19 protein-coding genes, 1 tRNA gene and 1 pseudogene are annotated in these 16,845 nt (G+C 64.7%); 12 read left to right on the top strand and 9 right to left on the bottom strand.

What is annotated here, in order from left to right; translation table 11 throughout:
• The first annotated feature begins 58 nt into the window (after positions 1-58).
• The gene (locus tag Q8R61_RS13865; RefSeq protein ID WP_305538282.1) at positions 59-1,129 is read left to right on the top strand and encodes a flavodoxin family protein; all 1,071 of its coding nucleotides are present in this window, start codon (positions 59-61) and stop codon (positions 1,127-1,129) included.
• 222 nt (positions 1,130-1,351) lie between these two features.
• Here the strand turns inward: Q8R61_RS13865 and Q8R61_RS13870 are convergent, their stop codons facing one another.
• Both Q8R61_RS13870 and Q8R61_RS13875 read right to left on the bottom strand, forming a co-directional pair.
• Entirely contained in the window at positions 1,352-2,125 is a 774-nt protein-coding gene (locus Q8R61_RS13870) for a hypothetical protein (RefSeq protein WP_305538284.1), read from the bottom strand.
• Between the two features lie 122 nt (positions 2,126-2,247).
• Positions 2,248-2,529 carry a hypothetical protein gene (locus Q8R61_RS13875; protein ID WP_305538286.1) on the bottom strand — a complete coding sequence of 94 codons (282 nt, stop codon included), beginning with the start codon at positions 2,527-2,529 and terminating at the stop codon, positions 2,248-2,250.
• Positions 2,530-2,775: 246 nt separating this feature from the next.
• Here Q8R61_RS13875 and Q8R61_RS13880 point away from each other — a divergent pair, with 246 nt between their 5' ends.
• The 3 genes from Q8R61_RS13880 (at position 2,776) to Q8R61_RS13890 (ending at position 4,529) form a co-directional block, all read left to right on the top strand.
• A complete protein-coding gene (locus tag Q8R61_RS13880; RefSeq protein ID WP_305538288.1) occupies positions 2,776-3,147 on the top strand; it encodes a hypothetical protein in 372 nt (123 codons plus the stop codon).
• 231 nt (positions 3,148-3,378) lie between these two features.
• Positions 3,379-3,615: a hypothetical protein gene (locus Q8R61_RS13885; RefSeq protein WP_305538290.1), complete on the top strand. Its 237-nt coding sequence runs from the start codon at positions 3,379-3,381 to the stop codon at positions 3,613-3,615.
• On the top strand, positions 3,609-4,529 hold the full coding sequence (locus Q8R61_RS13890; RefSeq protein WP_305538292.1) for a hypothetical protein: 921 nt from the start codon (positions 3,609-3,611) through the stop codon (positions 4,527-4,529). The genes Q8R61_RS13885 and Q8R61_RS13890 overlap by 7 nt, the downstream gene beginning before the upstream one ends.
• A 133-nt stretch (positions 4,530-4,662) precedes the next feature.
• Here the strand turns inward: Q8R61_RS13890 and Q8R61_RS13895 are convergent, their stop codons facing one another.
• From Q8R61_RS13895 to Q8R61_RS13910, 4 genes are all read right to left on the bottom strand, one after another.
• Positions 4,663-4,935, bottom strand: a complete 273-nt coding sequence (locus Q8R61_RS13895) for a YqjK-like family protein (protein WP_305538294.1) — start codon at positions 4,933-4,935, stop codon at positions 4,663-4,665.
• On the bottom strand, positions 4,932-5,324 hold the full coding sequence (locus tag Q8R61_RS13900) for a phage holin family protein (protein ID WP_305538296.1): 393 nt from the start codon (positions 5,322-5,324) through the stop codon (positions 4,932-4,934). Before Q8R61_RS13900 ends, Q8R61_RS13895 begins: the two co-directional genes overlap by 4 nt.
• 7 nt (positions 5,325-5,331) lie before the next feature.
• Positions 5,332-5,667 (bottom strand): YqjD family protein, encoded by a 336-nt coding sequence (locus Q8R61_RS13905; RefSeq protein WP_305538298.1) that lies wholly within the window; start codon positions 5,665-5,667, stop codon positions 5,332-5,334.
• Between the two features lie 252 nt (positions 5,668-5,919).
• Positions 5,920-5,995, bottom strand: a tRNA-Arg gene (locus tag Q8R61_RS13910).
• Between the two features lie 86 nt (positions 5,996-6,081).
• Between Q8R61_RS13910 and Q8R61_RS13915 the strand changes: the two genes are divergently transcribed.
• Together Q8R61_RS13915 and Q8R61_RS13920 are read left to right on the top strand one after the other, a co-directional pair.
• Positions 6,082-6,654 carry a peroxiredoxin gene (locus tag Q8R61_RS13915; protein ID WP_305538300.1) on the top strand — a complete coding sequence of 191 codons (573 nt, stop codon included), beginning with the start codon at positions 6,082-6,084 and terminating at the stop codon, positions 6,652-6,654.
• 10 nt (positions 6,655-6,664) lie between these two features.
• Positions 6,665-7,870 (top strand): diguanylate cyclase domain-containing protein, encoded by a 1,206-nt coding sequence (locus Q8R61_RS13920; protein WP_305538302.1) that lies wholly within the window; start codon positions 6,665-6,667, stop codon positions 7,868-7,870.
• A 6-nt stretch (positions 7,871-7,876) separates the two neighbouring features.
• Here Q8R61_RS13920 and Q8R61_RS13925 read toward each other — a convergent pair whose 3' ends face one another.
• The 3 genes from Q8R61_RS13925 to Q8R61_RS13935 are packed head-to-tail and all read right to left on the bottom strand — an operon-like array spanning position 7,877 to position 12,963.
• Positions 7,877-8,449 (bottom strand): CDP-alcohol phosphatidyltransferase family protein, encoded by a 573-nt coding sequence (locus Q8R61_RS13925; protein ID WP_305538304.1) that lies wholly within the window; start codon positions 8,447-8,449, stop codon positions 7,877-7,879.
• Between the two features lie 13 nt (positions 8,450-8,462).
• On the bottom strand, positions 8,463-12,275 hold the full coding sequence (hrpA, locus tag Q8R61_RS13930; RefSeq protein ID WP_305538306.1) for an ATP-dependent RNA helicase HrpA: 3,813 nt from the start codon (positions 12,273-12,275) through the stop codon (positions 8,463-8,465).
• Between the two features lie 4 nt (positions 12,276-12,279).
• Positions 12,280-12,963 carry an energy-coupling factor ABC transporter permease gene (locus Q8R61_RS13935; protein ID WP_305538308.1) on the bottom strand — a complete coding sequence of 228 codons (684 nt, stop codon included), beginning with the start codon at positions 12,961-12,963 and terminating at the stop codon, positions 12,280-12,282.
• Between the two features lie 61 nt (positions 12,964-13,024).
• Here Q8R61_RS13935 and Q8R61_RS13940 point away from each other — a divergent pair, with 61 nt between their 5' ends.
• From Q8R61_RS13940 to Q8R61_RS13965, 6 genes and pseudogenes are all read left to right on the top strand, one after another.
• On the top strand, positions 13,025-13,699 hold the full coding sequence (locus Q8R61_RS13940; RefSeq protein ID WP_305538310.1) for a YecA family protein: 675 nt from the start codon (positions 13,025-13,027) through the stop codon (positions 13,697-13,699).
• A 51-nt stretch (positions 13,700-13,750) separates the two neighbouring features.
• The gene (locus Q8R61_RS13945; RefSeq protein ID WP_305538312.1) at positions 13,751-14,416 is read left to right on the top strand and encodes an HAD family phosphatase; all 666 of its coding nucleotides are present in this window, start codon (positions 13,751-13,753) and stop codon (positions 14,414-14,416) included.
• Positions 14,417-14,418: 2 nt separating this feature from the next.
• On the top strand, positions 14,419-15,435 hold the full coding sequence (locus Q8R61_RS13950; RefSeq protein WP_371133649.1) for a hypothetical protein: 1,017 nt from the start codon (positions 14,419-14,421) through the stop codon (positions 15,433-15,435).
• A gap of 92 nt (positions 15,436-15,527) precedes the next feature.
• On the top strand, positions 15,528-16,103 hold the full coding sequence (rsxA, locus tag Q8R61_RS13955) for an electron transport complex subunit RsxA (RefSeq protein WP_305538314.1): 576 nt from the start codon (positions 15,528-15,530) through the stop codon (positions 16,101-16,103).
• Positions 16,103-16,666: an electron transport complex subunit RsxB gene (rsxB, locus tag Q8R61_RS13960; RefSeq protein WP_305538316.1), complete on the top strand. Its 564-nt coding sequence runs from the start codon at positions 16,103-16,105 to the stop codon at positions 16,664-16,666. The genes rsxA and rsxB overlap by 1 nt, the downstream gene beginning before the upstream one ends.
• A pseudogene (locus Q8R61_RS13965) lies at positions 16,663-16,845 on the top strand (electron transport complex subunit RsxC); the annotation flags it as partial. The gene rsxB and the pseudogene Q8R61_RS13965, both read left to right, overlap by 4 nt.

A 16,845-nucleotide genomic window follows, 5' to 3' on the forward strand; every position in this document is an offset into this window, starting at 1 on the left:
TCCTGAGCGGGCCGCCGTCCCACCGGGCGGATCGACCCGGTAGCCCACGGACGTCATCATGATCAAGGTTCGCAAAGGCCAGTCCCCTGCCCCCGTCTCGCGTGCCGAGTTCGGCACCCGGTTTCGGGCCGCCTTCGCCGACCCCGCGTTCCGTGCCGAAGACGCGTCCATTGCCCGCCTCGAAGAGATTGCCTGGCAAGCCCACACCGAATATCGCAAGTCGCCCTTCACCCAGAAGGCGGGGCCCGGGTATGCCAATCCGGACTACGACCTGTCGTCCGAGTGGCTGGCCACGAAACAGCGCATCGACGCGGCACAACGGCGCTGGGCCGATCCGGCGAGCCCGTCACGGGTGTTGCTGGTGTGCGGCTCGGCGCGCAACGATGGCAGCTGCCCGGGCGAGATGTCCAAAACCTTCCGGCTGCTGGAAATCGCGCGCGACACCCTGGCGCAGGCCGACCTGCAGACCGATGTGCTCGATCTCAGCCTGCTCGTCTCGGAGTACGGCCGCACGATCCACCCCTGTAAGGGCTGCGTGTCGACCGCCATGCCCCTGTGCAACTGGCCGTGCAGCTGTTACCCCAACCACGCGCTCAACCAGACCAACGACTGGATGGCCGAGATCTACGAGCGCTGGGCCGCTGCCCATGCGGTGATCATCGTCACGCCGGTGTACTGGTATCAGAGCCCCGGCCCGCTGAAGCTGATGATCGATCGGCTGGTCTGCGCCGACGGCGGCAACCCCGATCCCACTTCGACTTCGGGCAAGAACCCCGACAAGGCAAAAGCACTCGAGATGGCGGGCTGGGACTATCCGCAGCATCTGGCGGGGCGCGTCTACGGGCTGATCGTCCACGGCGACGTCGCCGGGATCGAGGAATCGCGCCGCGCCCTGTCGGACTGGCTCGATTGGATGGGCTTCATCGACGCCGGCGCGCAGGCGCGACTGGACCGCTATATCGGCTACTACGCGCCGTATGCGACCAGTCACGAGAGTCTCGATCGGGACGAAGCCGTGCAGGAAGAAACGCGCAATGTGGCGCGTGCGGTGGCAAAGGCGGTGGACGAATTGCGAGCCGGCCGCTTACAGGCGGTGCAGCCGCGTTTGCCGCGGCCGAGACCCAAATAAATTTGTCATGCCGCGTTAGCGCGTGCAAGCGCAATCACGACCGGCTTCGCGGTCACCCGCTCACCGGAAACCGGCACGATCAGAAGATGAAGTAGATGATCACCAGCAGGAAGACCGGTACGCCCAGCAACCAGGCTATGAAGTATTTCCCCATCGTTATGCTCCTTTCATTTAACAAATCGTGATACAGATCCCGGGTGACGATCACGGGGGCGGCGCACTTCACTTCAGCTTCAGGGATGCCAGCCGGCGCGGCGCGACGACGTCATATGAATTGAACACCTGCTGCACGGGCTTGACCTCGGGCAGCACGTACACAATGGCCCGCTGCGTGGCCACCGTGGGGCTCACATAGGCTTCGTAAAACGCGACTGGCACGTTGATGCAGCCATACGAAATCCGGTTGTCGTCGACGGTCGGCGTGGCGAGCCGCTCCAGCCGCTGTTCGACGGGCTTGGTGGCACGTACGCGATGCATCGATACCGCCGCGTCGTAGTCGACCCAGACCACGTCCTCGCCATTCAGATTGCGGCCGCGTTCGGCAACGAAGCGGCCGGCGGGGGTCGTCCGCTCTTCGGGGCGCACCTCCGCGATCGGCCGCGTGCCAATGCCGGGCACCGACTCATCGCCCAACGCGGCGCCGAGCAATACCGGGCTCGAACCGCGCAGGCGCGCGTCGGCGTCGAACACATAGACGCGTGCATCGCGCTTGTCGACGATGATGAACTCGGCATTCGCGTTGTCGCGCGAATCGGCGACCCAGTCGGCCACGTGGCGGGCCTCCGGCGAGGGCGACGCGTCGCCAAAGTCCGCCAGGCGGACTGCAGTTGGCGACGAAGGCAGGGACGATATCGCTGACAGGATCGGGATGCCGCCGGACACCATGCCCAGCGTCAGCACGGCGACCAGGCTGACCGCGCCGATCGTCAGCGTTTTGCGGATGGCCGCATGCTTGCGCACGCGCCCATCATGTAATTTGGGGGATTCAACGGGCATGATGCAGCCTGCCCGCAAGCAACCCGGCCAGGCCGGGCACCGCCACCCGCTCAAGCGCGGTCCCGGCTCTCAGTGGAGCCGGCGCACTTGAACAGCGGAGACTGCCCATCCAGGCACCGCTATTAGTTGCGGTCTGCACGTGCCACGCGCTCGTTGTACATGGGTTGCGAACGCGTCGTGCTGGTGGAGTCCATGTTGGTGCTGGAGTCCATGTTGGTGGAGCCCTGGGGCGTGGTGCTGGAGCCCGGGGTGGTGGTACCGGTGGCATCCTGCTGATTCATCGTGCCCTGGTTCGTGGTCCCGGTCTGCGGATCGCTATAGGTGGACTGCGCGTAGGCAATGCCCAGAACGCTTGCCATCGACAGGGCTGCAACGGTTGAAACAACGATATGGGTAACTTTCATGGTCAATCTCCTTGAGTTGGGTTTCGTCGCACATGCCAGGTGGCACGGACAGTGACAAGACTAGACTTCTGGTTCAAAAGCGCTGTAGGACTTGCTCAAGACTTGTGTAGGAGATATCCGAATATTTTTGTGGACCCCCTTTGCGGACCAAGCCGGCGCAGCCGTATGGGTTCGGCACCGCACAGACTCCGTCCCGGCGAGCGTTTAGGCTTGAGCTCCGATCAGATTGGATTCAGGACGCTTGAAATGAACGCGAACATCGACGAAGACCGCAACCCGGCCGAAGGCGTCGCGGCTTCGCGCAGAACACTGCTGCGCGGCGTGCTGCTGGCGGGCTGTAGCCTGTTGCTGCCGGCTGCATTGATGGGATGCGATTCGCAGGCTGGCATCGACGCAGCCGATGCCGGCGGCGGCTCAGGCCCTGCTGCCGCAGACGCCGAGGCGACGCGGCTGTCCGCAAAAGTGTCGCAGGAAAGCGTGACGCACCAGCGGCAGCCGAAAGGTGAGCAGCAATGCGACGGCTGCCTGCATTTTCTCGCTGCATCGAATACCTGCCAGGTGGTGGAAGGTGCGATCAGTGCCGACAACTGGTCCAGCATGTGGACCCCGCGGGTCTGACACCTGCGTGCGCCCGGGGAACCCTGCCGGGGCGCGCCCTTGTCTCCCGCCTTGCAGACTGTAGCGACGGGAAAGCCAGCCTGGACAACCTGGCACGTGCTTTCCATGAACCCGTCTGGCCGTCTCCAGCTGCTTTCCGCTGCAGCCAGAGCGGCATCGATCATGAAAGGAGATTGAGATGGACCGAATACCCGTTTTGAACTGTTCAGCCCCAACAGGGGTCGAGTCCTCATGAATTCCGCCCCCCACAACGGCAGCAACCGTCCCCCGGTTGTGAGCTATACCAGCCCCGGCTGCATCTGCCCCCGCTGCAAGGGCACCGCCGTCCGCATTCCGCGGCGGCTGGCCGACTTGCTGCTGAGCATGTTCGTCACAGTCGGGCGCTTTCGCTGCATCGCCGAAGACTGTGGCTGGGAAGGCCGGATGCGGGTGAAACGGCATCCCCTGCTGGTGCAGGGGCCATGGTGAACACCGCGATCGGTAACACGATCCTCACTCGGCTGCTGCGCACGCTGTGGCTGGCCGCCACGATGCTGATCGGCGCGGAAACGGCGCTGGCCGCCGGACCGGATGCATCTGCCGCCGCCGCACTGCACGCCCACTATGCCGCGCTCGGCGAGCGCCTCCACAACAATCCGTTCCGGCGTGCGCTGACCCTCGATTCGTCGGAATCGGACAATGAGGTGAAGGGCGACATTCACGCCCGCATCGACTACCCGTTTTTCACAGTCCAGGCGGCGCTCAACGATCCGGCGCACTGGTGCGACGTGCTGATCCTGCACATCAACACCAAGCATTGCCGCGCCACCACCGATGCCGACGGCACCGTGCTCGCCGTCAGCATCGGCAAGAAGACGCCGCAGCCGATCAAGGACGCCTATCCCATTGAGTTTTCCTATCGCGTCGTAACCGCCACGTCGAATTATCTGGAGCTCCGGCTGCATGCGCCGCAGGGGCCGCTCAGCACCCACGACTACCACATCCAGTTGCAGGCGGTGCCGGTTGAAAACGGACGCACTTTTCTGCGCCTCACCTATTCATATGATTACGGCACCGCGGGACGCATCGCGATGAAGACCTATCTCGCCACGCTGGGCAGCGGCAAGGTGGGATTCACCCGTACCGGCCGGCAGCCCGGCGGTGCGCCCGAGCATATCGGCGGCATGCGTGGCGCGATCGAACGCAATGCCATGCGCTACTACCTGGCGATCGATGCCTATCTCGCAACCTATGGAACGCCCTCGGCCCAGCAGCTGCAGCAACGCCTGCACACCTGGTTTTCCGCCACCGAGCAATACCCCCGCCAGTTGCGCGAACTCGATCGAACCGCCTATATCGACATGAAACGCAGCGAGTATCAGCGTCAGCAGGCGGTGCAATAGCGCTGCCGCACCGAGCGACCACTCGCTCAGCGCGTCTTGGGATAAATGGGATCAATGCAGGCGGCAAGGCCTGCCGCTTAATTTGCCGTGCTGACTAACGCCCCTGACCGGCGGGCGCCCTTAATCCCACCTGTCAGCGCAGCCTGCGCCCGATCTGCCACGCCAGCCAGCCGCGTCGCAGCCATTTGCCCGCGCCCCGGGGACGCACCGCCGCAAACAGCAGCGCGACGCCCAGGATCAGGAACGGACGGCGTCTGAGATACCGGATCGCGGCCACGCCCTGGTCGACCAGCGCCAGCCGCGCACGCCAGGGCACCATGTCCTGCACCAGCGCGGCTCGCTGGAAAGCGGCCTGCGCCACAAGTTGGCGGCGACGGTCGGCCAGTTGGGCGAGTTTTCCGTTCATGGCTCGGCGTTGAGGTGCTGGCGGTCTTTGGACAACTCGGCGAGGCTCGCCTCAAACAGCCGCGGCCGGGTGCGGGCCTTGTGCAGGGCGAACGCCACCAGACCTGCGCCGGCTGCCAGAAAAAACCCAGTCAGCCCGCCCAGCGCCGCGAGCCGATGCGTGTCCCAAAAGATCACGACAATCAGCATCGCCAGCAGCACCACGCCCACGCCAAAACAGAACAGGGCGAGCAGGCCCAGCACCAGCAGTCGGGTCAGATGCAGCCGTTCTTCGGCGATATCGGTGGACAGCAGCTCAAGGCGGGTTTGAACAAGGCTAACCAGACTCCCCGACAGCGTTTTCAGGGAGTCGAACAGGCCGCCCGCTGCCGCGTGCGATTCGTCTGCCATCTTCGGCCTAGCGACGTCCGATCAGCACACCGATGATCAGGCCAATGCTGGCCGCAGCGCCGACAGCCTGCCACGGATGCACGTGCACATATTCGTCGGTTGCCTTGGCAGCAGCCTTGGTCTTGGCCAGCATCGCGGCCTGGGCTTCGCTCATGCGCACTTTGGCGGTGGCAAGGGACGCTTCGGCCTTGGCACGCGCTGCAGCCAGCGCCTCGCCACCCTGGCCTGCCGTCGCCCTCAGCAGGGCTTCCGCATCGGAAACCACCACCTTGAAATCATTGATCAGCTGTTCTTTCGTCACATTGACGGATTCTGCATGGGCAGACGTGTTATTCGCATTCATGGAAAGTATTCCTCTTGGTGTATCAAGTTCAAAAAAGCCCACGCCCGATTGCTCGCGTGAACCGGCTCAAGGCATCCTGATTATTCACTTCATGGCAGAACACTCGCACTACAACCTTAGACTTTCCTAAGGCCCTTGCAAAGGATCGCCGCATGACTGCGTCTGTTCAGGCTGGCCAGACTAGGGCGGAATGCGCAGCCGGTCGGTGCGCCAGCGCACAGTGCGCGATTATCCGCAGGGTTCTTGATGGTGTGGCGCCCCGAAGACGAATCGAACGTCCGACCTACCCCTTAGGAGGGGGTTGCTCTATCCACTGAGCTACCGGGGCGTGGCGGGCATTCTACCGAATCACGCGCGCATTGCCGACCGTGCCGATTGTGTCAGAACCTGACTATGATGGAGTTAGGAGAACTTATGACCAAAACAATACTGGTGGGCGTGGCCGCGCTGCTGGTGGTGGCAAGTGCGGTCCTGTGGATGCTGCGGCCGGGGCTCCGGCGGGCGGTAGGCAGCGCCGCGCCGGACTTTGCGCTGCAGGACCAGGATGGCCGGCGCCATCAGCTGGCCGATTATGCGGGACGCTGGCTGGTGCTGTATTTCTATCCCCGCGACGACACGCCGGGCTGCACCGTGGAGGCCTGCCGCTTTCGCGACGACATTGGCATCCTGAATGCGCACACGGCAGCTGTGCTGGGCGTCAGCATCGACAGCAGCGCCTCGCACGCCGACTTTGCCCGCAAATACCAGTTGCCGTTTCCGCTGCTGTCCGATCCCGACGGAAAAACGGCAGCCGCCTACGACAGCCTGCTCAATCTGGGCATCGTGCGCTTCGCCCGCCGCCGCACCTTCATCATCGCGCCGGACGGGCGCATTGCCGCCCGCTTCGACCGGGTCCGGCCTGCGCATCACGTTGCCGAGGTGACGCGCACCCTGGCGGCCCTGCAAAGCGCCGGCGCGGGACGATCCGCGCCGCCCGCGCCCGAATAGCCGACACGCCATGCTGCGGGGACTCGCGCTCAATACCCGAATCGCCTTCACCACGCTGATCGCCCTGATCTGCGGCCTGCTGATCAACAGCCTGTATCAACTGCATGAACTGGGTACGCAGATTGAGGTCGTCGTGGAGCGCCATAACAAAAAGATCGACTTCATCACCCAGACCCAGGTGGCGGCACACCTGCGCACCGACAGCCTGTTTCGCATGGCGCTGACCGAGGACCCGTTCGAGCGCGATGCCTATTTCATGGAATTCAACCGGGCGGGGTTCCTCGTCGGTAGCGGCCGCAATGCCCTGCGTTCGCTGGGCTTCACCGCGACCGAGCAAGGCGAGTTCGACGAACAGACGCGCCTGGTCACTGAAATCCAGTCCGTGCAGGAACGCGTGGTCGATCTGTTCAACGCCGATCGCGAAGCGGAGGCCCGCCAGCTGCTGGTGCAGGAATCGATTCCCCTGCAGGAAGCGTTCAACCACCATCTGGCCAGCTTGCGCAGCGCCTACCAACGCGCCAACATGGCCGCCCAGCAGCGGGCGCAAACCACCTATCAGCGCGCGCTGTTCCTCACACTTGTGTTCGGTCTCACAGCGCTTGGCCTGGCGGCCCTGATCGCCTGGCGCACATTGCACCGGAACCGACTGAAATCCGAACAGATCCACCAACACCTGCAGGCGCTCGAATATTCGCGCAGCGCGCTGCGCGAGGAAGCCACCCATGACCCGCTGACCGGACTGGCGAATCGGCGGCTGTTCTATGACCGCCTGCAGCAGGCGATTCTTCATGCCAACCGCTACGGCAGCAAACTGGGCATCCTGTACGTGGATCTGGACCGTTTCAAGGAAATCAACGACACCCACGGGCACCATGTCGGCGACGCCGTGCTGACCGAGGTGGCGAGGCGCCTGACCGCCAGTGTGCGCGACTCCGACTCGGTCGCGCGGCTCGGCGGCGACGAGTTTGTGGTGCTGCTGACGGAATTGCAGGCGCGCGAGGACTATCTGGCGGTTGCGGAGAAAATCGAACAGGCACTCAATACCGGGACCCAGTTTTACGGTCTCGACATCGACATCACCGCCAGCATCGGGGAAGCGATCTATCCCGACGACGGCGCCGACGAGGATGCGCTGGTGCGGGCCGCCGACACGGCCATGTACCGGATCAAGGCCACGCGCACAGGCGAACGCAGGCGCGCCACCCGCGATGAATAGGGCTGCTCAGCGCGTCAGCCGGGCGGCCAGCCGCTCGCGGCGCGCCTTGGCAGTCCAGATCCACACATACTGCATGCCGGAGACCACGGCGATCACGAACACGCTGACAAACAGCAGCTGCAGCCAGTCGGTCAGATCGAGCAGCTCGGCAAGCCCAGCCAGCACCAGGGTCAGCAGCGCGAATTCGGCAAACATGTGGGCCTTGCCCAGCCAGGTGGGATGGATTTCGATATGCCCCGCCAGCCCGCGGTAGCTCAGGGCACCCAGCACGATGATGCTGTCGCGCAGCAGGATCGCCAGCGTCACCCACAGCGGAATCGTCCCGGCCTGGGTCAGCATCACCAGCGTGATCACGCCCAGCGCCTTGTCGGCGACGGTGTCGAGGGCGGCGCCGAGTTGGGTCATCTGATTAAGCCAGCGCGCCAGCAGGCCGTCGATTCCGTCCGTCACCGCGGCGGCGAGAAACAGCCAGCAGGCCGCTTCCCAGTGCTGCTGCAGAATCAGCCACGCCACGACCGGCACGGCGGCGATCCGCAGCAGGGTAATGACGTTCGGCAGGTTGAGTACGCGCTCGCTCATGCCGGCAGACTACTCAAGCCAGGGGCTGTCTGGCAAGTGTGTCCCATAGCTTGTCGAGCCGCTTGACCGACACCGGATAGGGCGTTTTGAGCTCCTGGGCAAACAGCGAAATGCGCAATTCCTCCAGCTGCCAGCGGAAGTCGTCGAGTTCGGCAGGCGCCTCGCCCTTCACCTGGCCGCGCCGCGCCGCATACTTGTTCTGCAGCGTCAGCACGCCTGCCATGCCGCGCGAATCGCGCTGCTCGGACGCGGGCAGCTTTTCCAGCCGCTTGAGGATGCCCTGCAGATAGCGCGGCAGGTCCTTCAGGTGCGTCCACGGCGTCGCGGTGACGAAGTCCGCCGGCACCAGCGCGGCGAGATGCGTGGTTTCGTCGCGCATCGCGGCGGTGAACTGCGGCTTGGCATTGAGCCGCGCCGCCACCTGCGCGTGCAGGTCGAGGATCTCGGCGACGTCGCGCAGCAACGCTTGCTTCACCACGGCGATCCGCGGCTTGGCGCGTTCCTTCTGCTTGCCGAAGGTCTTCGCGTCGCGCGGCGTGTCGTCGTCGCCCAGCAGTGCGCGCGTGGCGATCGCATCGATCAGCGCCGCGCGCAATTGATCGGCGCTGCCAAAGTTGCGGAACTTCATCGCCAGTGCGGCTTCGCGCGAGAGGTCCTTGTCGAGCTGCTTGAATTGCGCGTCGAGTGCGATGCGCAGCAGGCGCACGACGCCGCGGCGGGTTTCCGCTTCCGCCACGTCGGCGGCTTCGAGCAGGCGCAGATCAACGCTTTCTTCATTGTCGACCAGCGCCGGATAACCGATCAGCTCGCGCCCGCCGCGCTTGAATTTGACCTGCTCCGGCAGGTCGCCGAAATTCCATTCGACGAGGCCCGTGCGCTCGAACTCGCTGTCCTCGGCACCACCGCCGTAGGTGATGCGCGCCGCGCCGCCCAACTGCGCGCGCAGCGCGACGAGATCGCGGCCGCTGGCGAGCTCCTGCCCGCTGTCGTCGATCACGTTGAGGTTCATCTGCAGGTGTGCCGGCAGTTCGCCCTTCCATTCGTCGGGGTGGATGTCGGTGCCGGTCTGCTTGCGGATGAACGCGGCGAGCGCCGCAGTCAGCGTCTGCTCGCCCGGCTTCGCCACCGACAGAAAGGCCGTCACGGTATCGGGCAGCGGTATCAGCGGACGCCGCTTGTCCTTGGGCAGCGACTTCAAGAGCAGCGTGAGCTTTTCGCGTATCAGGCCGGGCACCAGCCAGTCGACCTGCGCTACTTCAATTTTATTAAGCAGATACAGCGGCAGCTGCAGCGTCACGCCGTCGAGTGCGTGGCCGGGCTCGAAGCGATATTTGAGCTTGCACGCGACGCCGTCGACCGCCATGGTTTCCGGGAACAGCGTGTGGTCGGCGCCGAGTCCTTCACCGAGGATGTCCTCACGCTGCAGGAACATGGTTTTGGGGTTGGTAGCTTCGGCTTCCGCTCGCCATTGCTCGAACGCCGCACCGTTGTGGAGCTCGGCCGGAATGCGCGCGTCGAATACGCGGTAGATGCGCTCCTCGTCCAGCCACACGCCGGATTTGCGCGCCTTGTGTTCGAGGTCCTCGATTTCCTTGATCAGTGCTCGGTTGTGAGCGAACCACGGCGCTTTCGTGTCGTATTCGCCGGCCACCAGCGCGCCACGGATGAACAGCTCGCGCGACAGCACCGGATCGATCGGGCCATAGTGGATCTTGCGCCGCGGCACCAGCGTGATGCCATACAGGCTCACACGCTCGAAGGCGACCACGCGCGCGCCCTCCTGCTCCCAGTGCGGCTCGATGAACATGCGCGTCAGCAGATGCCGCCCTGCCGCCTCGATCCATTCCGGCCGCACCTCGGCGACGGTGCGCGCGAGCAGGCGCCCGGTGTCGGTGAGCTCGGCCGCCATGATCCACTTCGGTCCTTTCTTCGCCAGCGCCGAACCGGGGTGGATCGACAGCTTGATGCCGCGTGCACCGTGGTAGTTGCCCTCGCCGGGCTTGGGGCGGCCTTTCACGTCGTCGGACTTGAAACCGATATTGCCGAGAAGCCCCGTCAGCAGCGCCTGATGGATCGTGTCGTAGCCGGCCTCCTTCTCATTCTCCTTAAGCCCCCGCAAGGGGGACGCCACCAGACGCTCGCCCTTCGGGCGGTCTTGGTGCAGACCCAGCTCGCTCATCTGCGCATGCAGCTGGCCGTGGATGTCGCGCCATTCGCGCATCCGCCGCGGCGACAGGAAATGATCCTGCAGCAGCGTCTGCAGCTGGCGGTTGGTCTTCTTGTGCTGCACCTGCTCCTCGTACCAGCGCCACAGCTTGATCCAGCCCATGAAGTCGGAACGCTCGTCGGCGAACAACTTGTGTTTTTCGTCGGCCGCCTGTGCGCGCTCCATCGGACGGTCGCGTGGGTCCTGCACCGACAGGGCGCTGGCGATGATCAGCACTTCGCGCACGCAGCGCTGCTGTTCGGCAGCCAGCAGCATGCGGGCAATGCGCGGGTCGAGCGGCAGCTTGGCCAGCTTGACGCCGATCTTGGTCAGCTGCCCCTGCTCATCCAGCGCATGCAGCTCGGCCAGCAGCTGGTAGCCGTCGGTGACCAAGCGCGAACTCGGCGGATCGATGAAGGGAAAACCGACCACGTCGCCCAGACCGAGCGACTTCATGCGCAGGATGACGCCGGCCAATGAGGATCGCAGCAGTTCGGGGTCGGTGAAGCGCGGCCGGTTGCCGAAATCGGACTCGTCGTAGAGGCGGATGCAGACGCCGTCGGCGACCCTGCCGCAGCGGCCGGCGCGCTGGTTGGCCGACGCCTGCGACACCTTCTCGATCAAGAGCTGCTCGACCTTGTTGCGCGCCGAATAGCGCTTCACCCGCGCGGTGCCGGGATCGATCACGTAGCGGATGCCCGGCACGGTCAGCGAGGTTTCCGCCACATTGGTGGCGAGCACGATGCGCCGCAAGGCATTCGTCGGCTTGAAGATTGCGTCCTGCTCGGCGACCGACAGGCGGGAAAACAGCGGCAGGATTTCGGTGCCGGGCGGATGGTGCTTCCGCAGCGCTTCGGCGGTGTCGCGGATTTCGCGTTCGCCCGGCAGGAAAACCAGGATGTCGCCGGAACCCAGCCGCGCCAGCTCGTCGGTGGCATCGAGGATGGCGGCGATCTGGTCGGGGGCATCCTTGTCCTTTTTCTCGCGCTCGCCCTTGGCCGGTGTCGCCGGCTCCTCGCGTTCGATCGGTCGCCAGCGGATTTCCACCGGATAGGTGCGCCCCGACACCTCGATCACCGGCGCGTCGTTGAAGTGCTTCGAGAAGCGCTCGGCGTCGATCGTGGCCGAGGTGATCACCACGCGCAGGTCGTCACGCTTTTCCACCAGGGTTTTCAGATAACCGAGCAGGAAATCGATGTTGAGGCTGCGTTCGTGCGCCTCGTCGATGATGATCGTGTCGTAGCGCGAGAGCAGCGGATCGCCCTGGCTTTCGGCCAGCAGGATGCCGTCGGTCATCACCTTGATCGCGGTATCGTGGCGCACGGTGTCGGTGAAGCGCACCTTGTAGCCGACCCGGCCGCCAAGCTCGCCGCCGAGTTCCTGCGCAATGCGCGCCGCCACCGAGCGCGCGGCGATGCGGCGCGGCTGTGTGCAACCGATCAGCTTGCCGGGCTTCGCCGTGCCGGATGCAGACTGCGCTTCCAGGCACATCTTGGGAATCTGCGTGGTCTTGCCGGAGCCGGTTTCGCCACACAGGATCAGCACCCGGTGCTTCTGCAACGCGGCGAGGATGTCGTCGCGGCGCGCGGCAACCGGAAGGTCGGGATAGGTGATGTGCAAGGGACTACTTGTTCTGGATGTATTTGGCGTCATCGAAGGTTTCGAGCCAGGCCGGCCGGTACACGGCCATCACTGTAATGGCCATGCCGGTGGAGAAGGCTTCGGCCCAGCTGATCAGCAGGGTGGCGTACGGCGTGTAGTGGGTGAGCAGATAATCGAGCGAATACACGCCGGCGACGGACATCAGCGCCGTGGTGGCAAGACCGATGGCGGCGACCGACAGGGCCGCGCCGAAAAAACCGTTGCCCAGCACGTAGACGAAAAAATGATTCGGCAGTTTCCATTCCAGCACGCGGTACACGCTCCAGCTCACCGCCGCCGGCAGTGCGGCCACCAGCAGGGCGTCGACGCCCAGCGCATTCCAGCTGCTGCGCCCGAAGGCTGCGTTCGCCAGCAGGATCAGCACGCCGGCAAAGGTCGCGCGCCAGAAGCCGAACATCAGCGTCAGCGCCGCGATGCCGTACAGATGAAACGCCAGCCCCGGCTGGATCCCGGTGCGTATCTGCCACAGCGCCAGCACCGCCACGGTGGCGGCCAGAAACAGGTTCAGCTTTGAGGGTTCGGCCAGGCGGCGCCAGTCGCCCGACATCAGCCAGCGCCAGGCCAGGAAAGCCAGGCCCAGCCAGCCGATCAGATAAAAGGATTCGGGCAGGACGGATGCAGCCAGCCCCGGCGCGGTAAAATTCATGGGCGGATTTTACGCGATGCGCCGGTCCGCACCCTTAATCGAAAGTATGCGAGCCCACGCCATGTCCGCTGCCAAATCCGCCCATGCCCCGCTCCGCGACGAGGAAATCGATGAACTGGCCGAGCTGGTCGACCTGATCGACGAGCGCATTGACGTGCCGCTCTCGCTGGAGGGGCTCGACGGCTTTCTGACCGCGCTGGTGTGCAGCCCGCGCGCCATTCCGGCGGATGAATTCTTTCCGGTGCTGCTCGACCGCACCGACGGCCTGACCACGATCTTTGAGGATGCGGCCGACGAGGCGCGCTTTCTGGCGCTGTTCGAGCGTCGCCGCAACGAGATCGCCCGCGCGCTCGCCGCGCCGATCGAGAACCTGGCCGACCCCAAGGCGCTGTCGCCCTTAGTCATGGACTGGGACGGCCTGCTGGCCGAACTGCCGCCGGCCGAGGCCGGGCAGTTGAAGGACGCCGGCATCCCGCCCTATGCCCAGCTGTGGGCCGGCGGTTTCCTGCTGGCGGTGGAATATTGGGAAGACGACTGGAACTTGCCCGCCGACAGCAAGGACGAAGCCTTCGTCGACGAGGTGCTCGATCCCTTTTATGTGCTGGCGGCGCCGTTCGACGAACTCACCCCGGAAGAACGTGCCACCCGCCGCGAAGACCACCTCGCCCTGGCCCTGTGGGGCGCCTACGAGCTGCGCGAGTTCTGGCTCGACCGCGGCCAGGCGCCGCGCCACTGATTATTTGTACGTGGCTACTTGTAACTTGCATCTAGTAACCTGCCTCCCGCTATGAAACTCGTCCTCTTCGATCTCGACAACACCCTGCTTGCCGGCGACTCCGACTACGAATGGGGGCAATTCCTCATCGCCAAGGGCGCGGTCGACGGCCCCCATTACGAAGCCAAGAACAAGGCGTTCTACGAGGACTACAAGGCGGGTCGGCTGGACATCTACGCGTTCCTCGCGTTTGCCCTGCGCCCGCTCGCCACCCACCCGCGCGCGCAACTCGACGCCTGGCGCGCCGAATACGTGGAAACGCGCATCCGGCCGATGATCCCCCAGGCGGCGCGCGACCTGGTGAACAAGCACCTGAACGAAGCCGACCTGGTTGCCGTCATCACCGCCACCAACAGCTTCGTCACCGGGCCGATCGCGAAGGAATTCGGCATTGCCCACCTGATCGCCACCGACCCCGAGGAAATCGGCGGCCGCTTCACCGGCGAAGTCGCCGGCACGCCGTGCTTCCGCGAGGGCAAGGTGGTGCGCCTCGAACACTTCCTCGAAGCCCACGGCACCCGGCTCGACTGCCTCGACACCAGCTGGTTCTACAGCGATTCGCACAACGACCTGCCGCTGCTGGAAAAAGTGCGGCATCCGGTGGCCGTCGACCCCGATCCCACCCTGCGCGCCCATGCCGAGACGCAGGGCTGGCCGGTGATTTCGCTGCGCGCTTGATCGTGAACATCAACCTGACTGCTGTCGCAGACCGCTCCGACATGTCCATCTCCACCACCCTTGCCGAAAGCGTCGCCCAGCAGCGCGAAGCGCTGGCCAACCTGCTGCGCGAACCGCTGGCGCTGGCGGCCGAGGCCTGCAGCCGCGCGTGGCCGAGCCGCGGCGGACTCAATGCCGCGCTGACGCATGCGCTGACGACGATGCCCGCGTGCAAATATCTGTACGCGCTGGACACCCAGGCAATCCAGCTGTCCGACAACATCAGCCGCGAAGGCCTGGTCGAGACGGACTACGGGCGCGACCGCGCCGACCGCCCCTACATGCGCGAAGCAGTGCCGAACCAGGGCTTCCTGCTGACCCAGGCCTATATCAGCCTGCGCGCCAAGCGACCGTCGCTGACCGCGATCCAGATCGTGCGCGACGACGACGGCCAGGTGCTCGGCTTCGTCGGCGCCGACTTCGACCTGCGCGACCTGCCGATCACCGCCAAGCTGTACGACGAGCCCACCTACTGGCGCCAGATCAAGGGCGACCCGGCGATCCGCAGTGCGGTGTTCCACCAGACCCGCAGCGACAGCCAGATGGACCTCAACCTCGACACCGTCATCGGTGTGATGGAAGAGCTGATGACCGACCACGGCGTTTTCCATGGCAAGCTGCATTTTTCCAGCAGCCGCGCCACCATGTGGCTGGTCGACGACCCCTATCGCTACCGGCTGCTCGATATCCAGGCGCTGACCGACCCCGACACCTGCCTGATCTACCCGCACGTCGACTATCCGGCCAACGCCCTGGTGCCGAAGGACAAGATTCGCCCGGTGCTCGACGCGCTGCGTGCGCTGCGCTTCATGGACGAGACCTTTTACCTGCGCGCCGGCTCGCTCAACATCTTCAACGGCATGGTCGGCCTCACCTTCTCGTGCGACGGCTCGCACTACCTGCCGTGGGACGAATTCCTCAGCAAGGGCTACGATTTCTGGGCGCCCGGCAACCTGGGCGGGCAGAGCTGTCCGGTCTGAATGCGTGCCGGGGGCAATACCCCTGACCGCAATGGCTTGAATCACAGGCGCTCCGCGAAGGATAATGCGGCATTGCGCCGGATCAGCCCATTTTGGAAACCTACATCCTCATCCTTATTTCCACGGTGTTCGTCAACAACATCGTGATGGCCAAGATTCTCGGCCTGTGCCCCTTCATGGGGGTATCGAGAAAACTGGAAACGGCCATCGGCATGGGGCTGGCAACGACTTTCGTGCTGACGCTGGCGTCCGGCGCGAGTTATCTGATCAACGAATACCTGCTCGGCACCGAGCTGTTCTACCTGCGCACGCTGTCGTTCATCGTGGTGATCGCCGGGATCGTGCAGTTCACCGAGATGTTCATCCACAAGACCAGCCCGCTGCTCTACCAGGTGCTGGGCATCTATTTGCCGCTGATCACCACCAACTGTGCGGTGCTGGGGATTCCGCTGCTCAACGTGCAGCAGAACCACAATTTCGTCGAGTCGCTGTTCTTCGGCGCCGGCGGCGCGATCGGCTTCACCTTGGTGCTGGTGCTGTTTGCCGGCATCCGCGAGCGGCTGGACACCTGTGACGTGCCCTCGCCCTTCAAGGGCACCAGCATCGCAATGATTACCGCCGGCCTGATGTCGCTCGCCTTCATGGGCTTCTCCGGGCTGGTCAAGTAATGCTCACCGCGATCGGCGTCATGGTCGCCATCGCGGTTGTGATCGGCCTGGTGCTCGGCTGGTCGGCGATCCGCTTCAAGGTGGAGGGCAACCCGCTGGCGGAAAAGATCGACGCCATCCTGCCGCAGACGCAATGCGGCCAGTGCGGTTTTCCCGGCTGCCGGCCTTACGCGGAGGCGATCGCCAAGGGCGAGGCCGACATCAACCAGTGCCCGCCGGGCGGCGAGGACGGCGTGAAGAAGCTGGCCGAACTGCTGGGGGTGGAGCCCAAGCCGCTCGATGAAACGCATGGCACGCCGAAGCCGAAATCGGTCGCTTTCATCGACGAGCAAACCTGCATCGGCTGCACGCTGTGCATCCAGGCCTGCCCGGTGGACGCCATCGTCGGCGCCGCCAAACAGATGCACACGGTAGTCGCCAGCCAATGCACCGGTTGCGAGTTGTGCCTGCCGCCCTGCCCGGTGAATTGCATCACCATGGAACCGATCGGCGAGAGCGTCGAAACCTGGAAGTGGAAGTACCCGGTGATCAAGATCGTTCCGGCACAGAAGGAAACCGCGTGAGCGCACTGCAGCGCCTGTTTCGCTTTCACGGCGGCGTCAAGCCGGCCTACAACAAGGAAGCGTCGACCACTCACCCGATCGCCGTGGCGCCAACGCCAACTTTGCTGGTGATCCCCTTGCATCAGAGCATCGGCGGCATGCCGCGGCCCCTGGTGAAAGCAGGCGACCGTGTGCTCAAG

Source organism: Thiobacillus sp. (genome assembly GCF_030696885.1).
In the GTDB taxonomy this organism is placed as follows: Bacteria; Pseudomonadota; Gammaproteobacteria; order Burkholderiales; family Thiobacillaceae; genus Thiobacillus.

Bases quoted from the DNA above. Each gene is read 5' to 3' on its own strand.
- Q8R61_RS13865 (WP_305538282.1), top strand. From the start codon at position 59: ATGATCAAGGTTCGCAAAGGCCAGTCCCCTGCCCCCGTCTCGCGTGCC.
- Q8R61_RS13870 (WP_305538284.1), bottom strand. From the start codon at position 2,125: ATGCCCGTTGAATCCCCCAAATTACATGATGGGCGCGTGCGCAAGCAT.
- Q8R61_RS13875 (WP_305538286.1), bottom strand. From the start codon at position 2,529: ATGAAAGTTACCCATATCGTTGTTTCAACCGTTGCAGCCCTGTCGATG.
- Q8R61_RS13880 (WP_305538288.1), top strand. From the start codon at position 2,776: ATGAACGCGAACATCGACGAAGACCGCAACCCGGCCGAAGGCGTCGCG.
- Q8R61_RS13885 (WP_305538290.1), top strand. From the start codon at position 3,379: ATGAATTCCGCCCCCCACAACGGCAGCAACCGTCCCCCGGTTGTGAGC.
- Q8R61_RS13890 (WP_305538292.1), top strand. From the start codon at position 3,609: ATGGTGAACACCGCGATCGGTAACACGATCCTCACTCGGCTGCTGCGC.
- Q8R61_RS13895 (WP_305538294.1), bottom strand. From the start codon at position 4,935: ATGAACGGAAAACTCGCCCAACTGGCCGACCGTCGCCGCCAACTTGTG.
- Q8R61_RS13900 (WP_305538296.1), bottom strand. From the start codon at position 5,324: ATGGCAGACGAATCGCACGCGGCAGCGGGCGGCCTGTTCGACTCCCTG.
- Q8R61_RS13905 (WP_305538298.1), bottom strand. From the start codon at position 5,667: ATGAATGCGAATAACACGTCTGCCCATGCAGAATCCGTCAATGTGACG.
- Q8R61_RS13915 (WP_305538300.1), top strand. From the start codon at position 6,082: ATGACCAAAACAATACTGGTGGGCGTGGCCGCGCTGCTGGTGGTGGCA.
- Q8R61_RS13920 (WP_305538302.1), top strand. From the start codon at position 6,665: ATGCTGCGGGGACTCGCGCTCAATACCCGAATCGCCTTCACCACGCTG.
- Q8R61_RS13925 (WP_305538304.1), bottom strand. From the start codon at position 8,449: ATGAGCGAGCGCGTACTCAACCTGCCGAACGTCATTACCCTGCTGCGG.
- Q8R61_RS13935 (WP_305538308.1), bottom strand. From the start codon at position 12,963: ATGAATTTTACCGCGCCGGGGCTGGCTGCATCCGTCCTGCCCGAATCC.
- Q8R61_RS13940 (WP_305538310.1), top strand. From the start codon at position 13,025: ATGTCCGCTGCCAAATCCGCCCATGCCCCGCTCCGCGACGAGGAAATC.
- Q8R61_RS13945 (WP_305538312.1), top strand. From the start codon at position 13,751: ATGAAACTCGTCCTCTTCGATCTCGACAACACCCTGCTTGCCGGCGAC.
- rsxB (WP_305538316.1), top strand. From the start codon at position 16,103: ATGCTCACCGCGATCGGCGTCATGGTCGCCATCGCGGTTGTGATCGGC.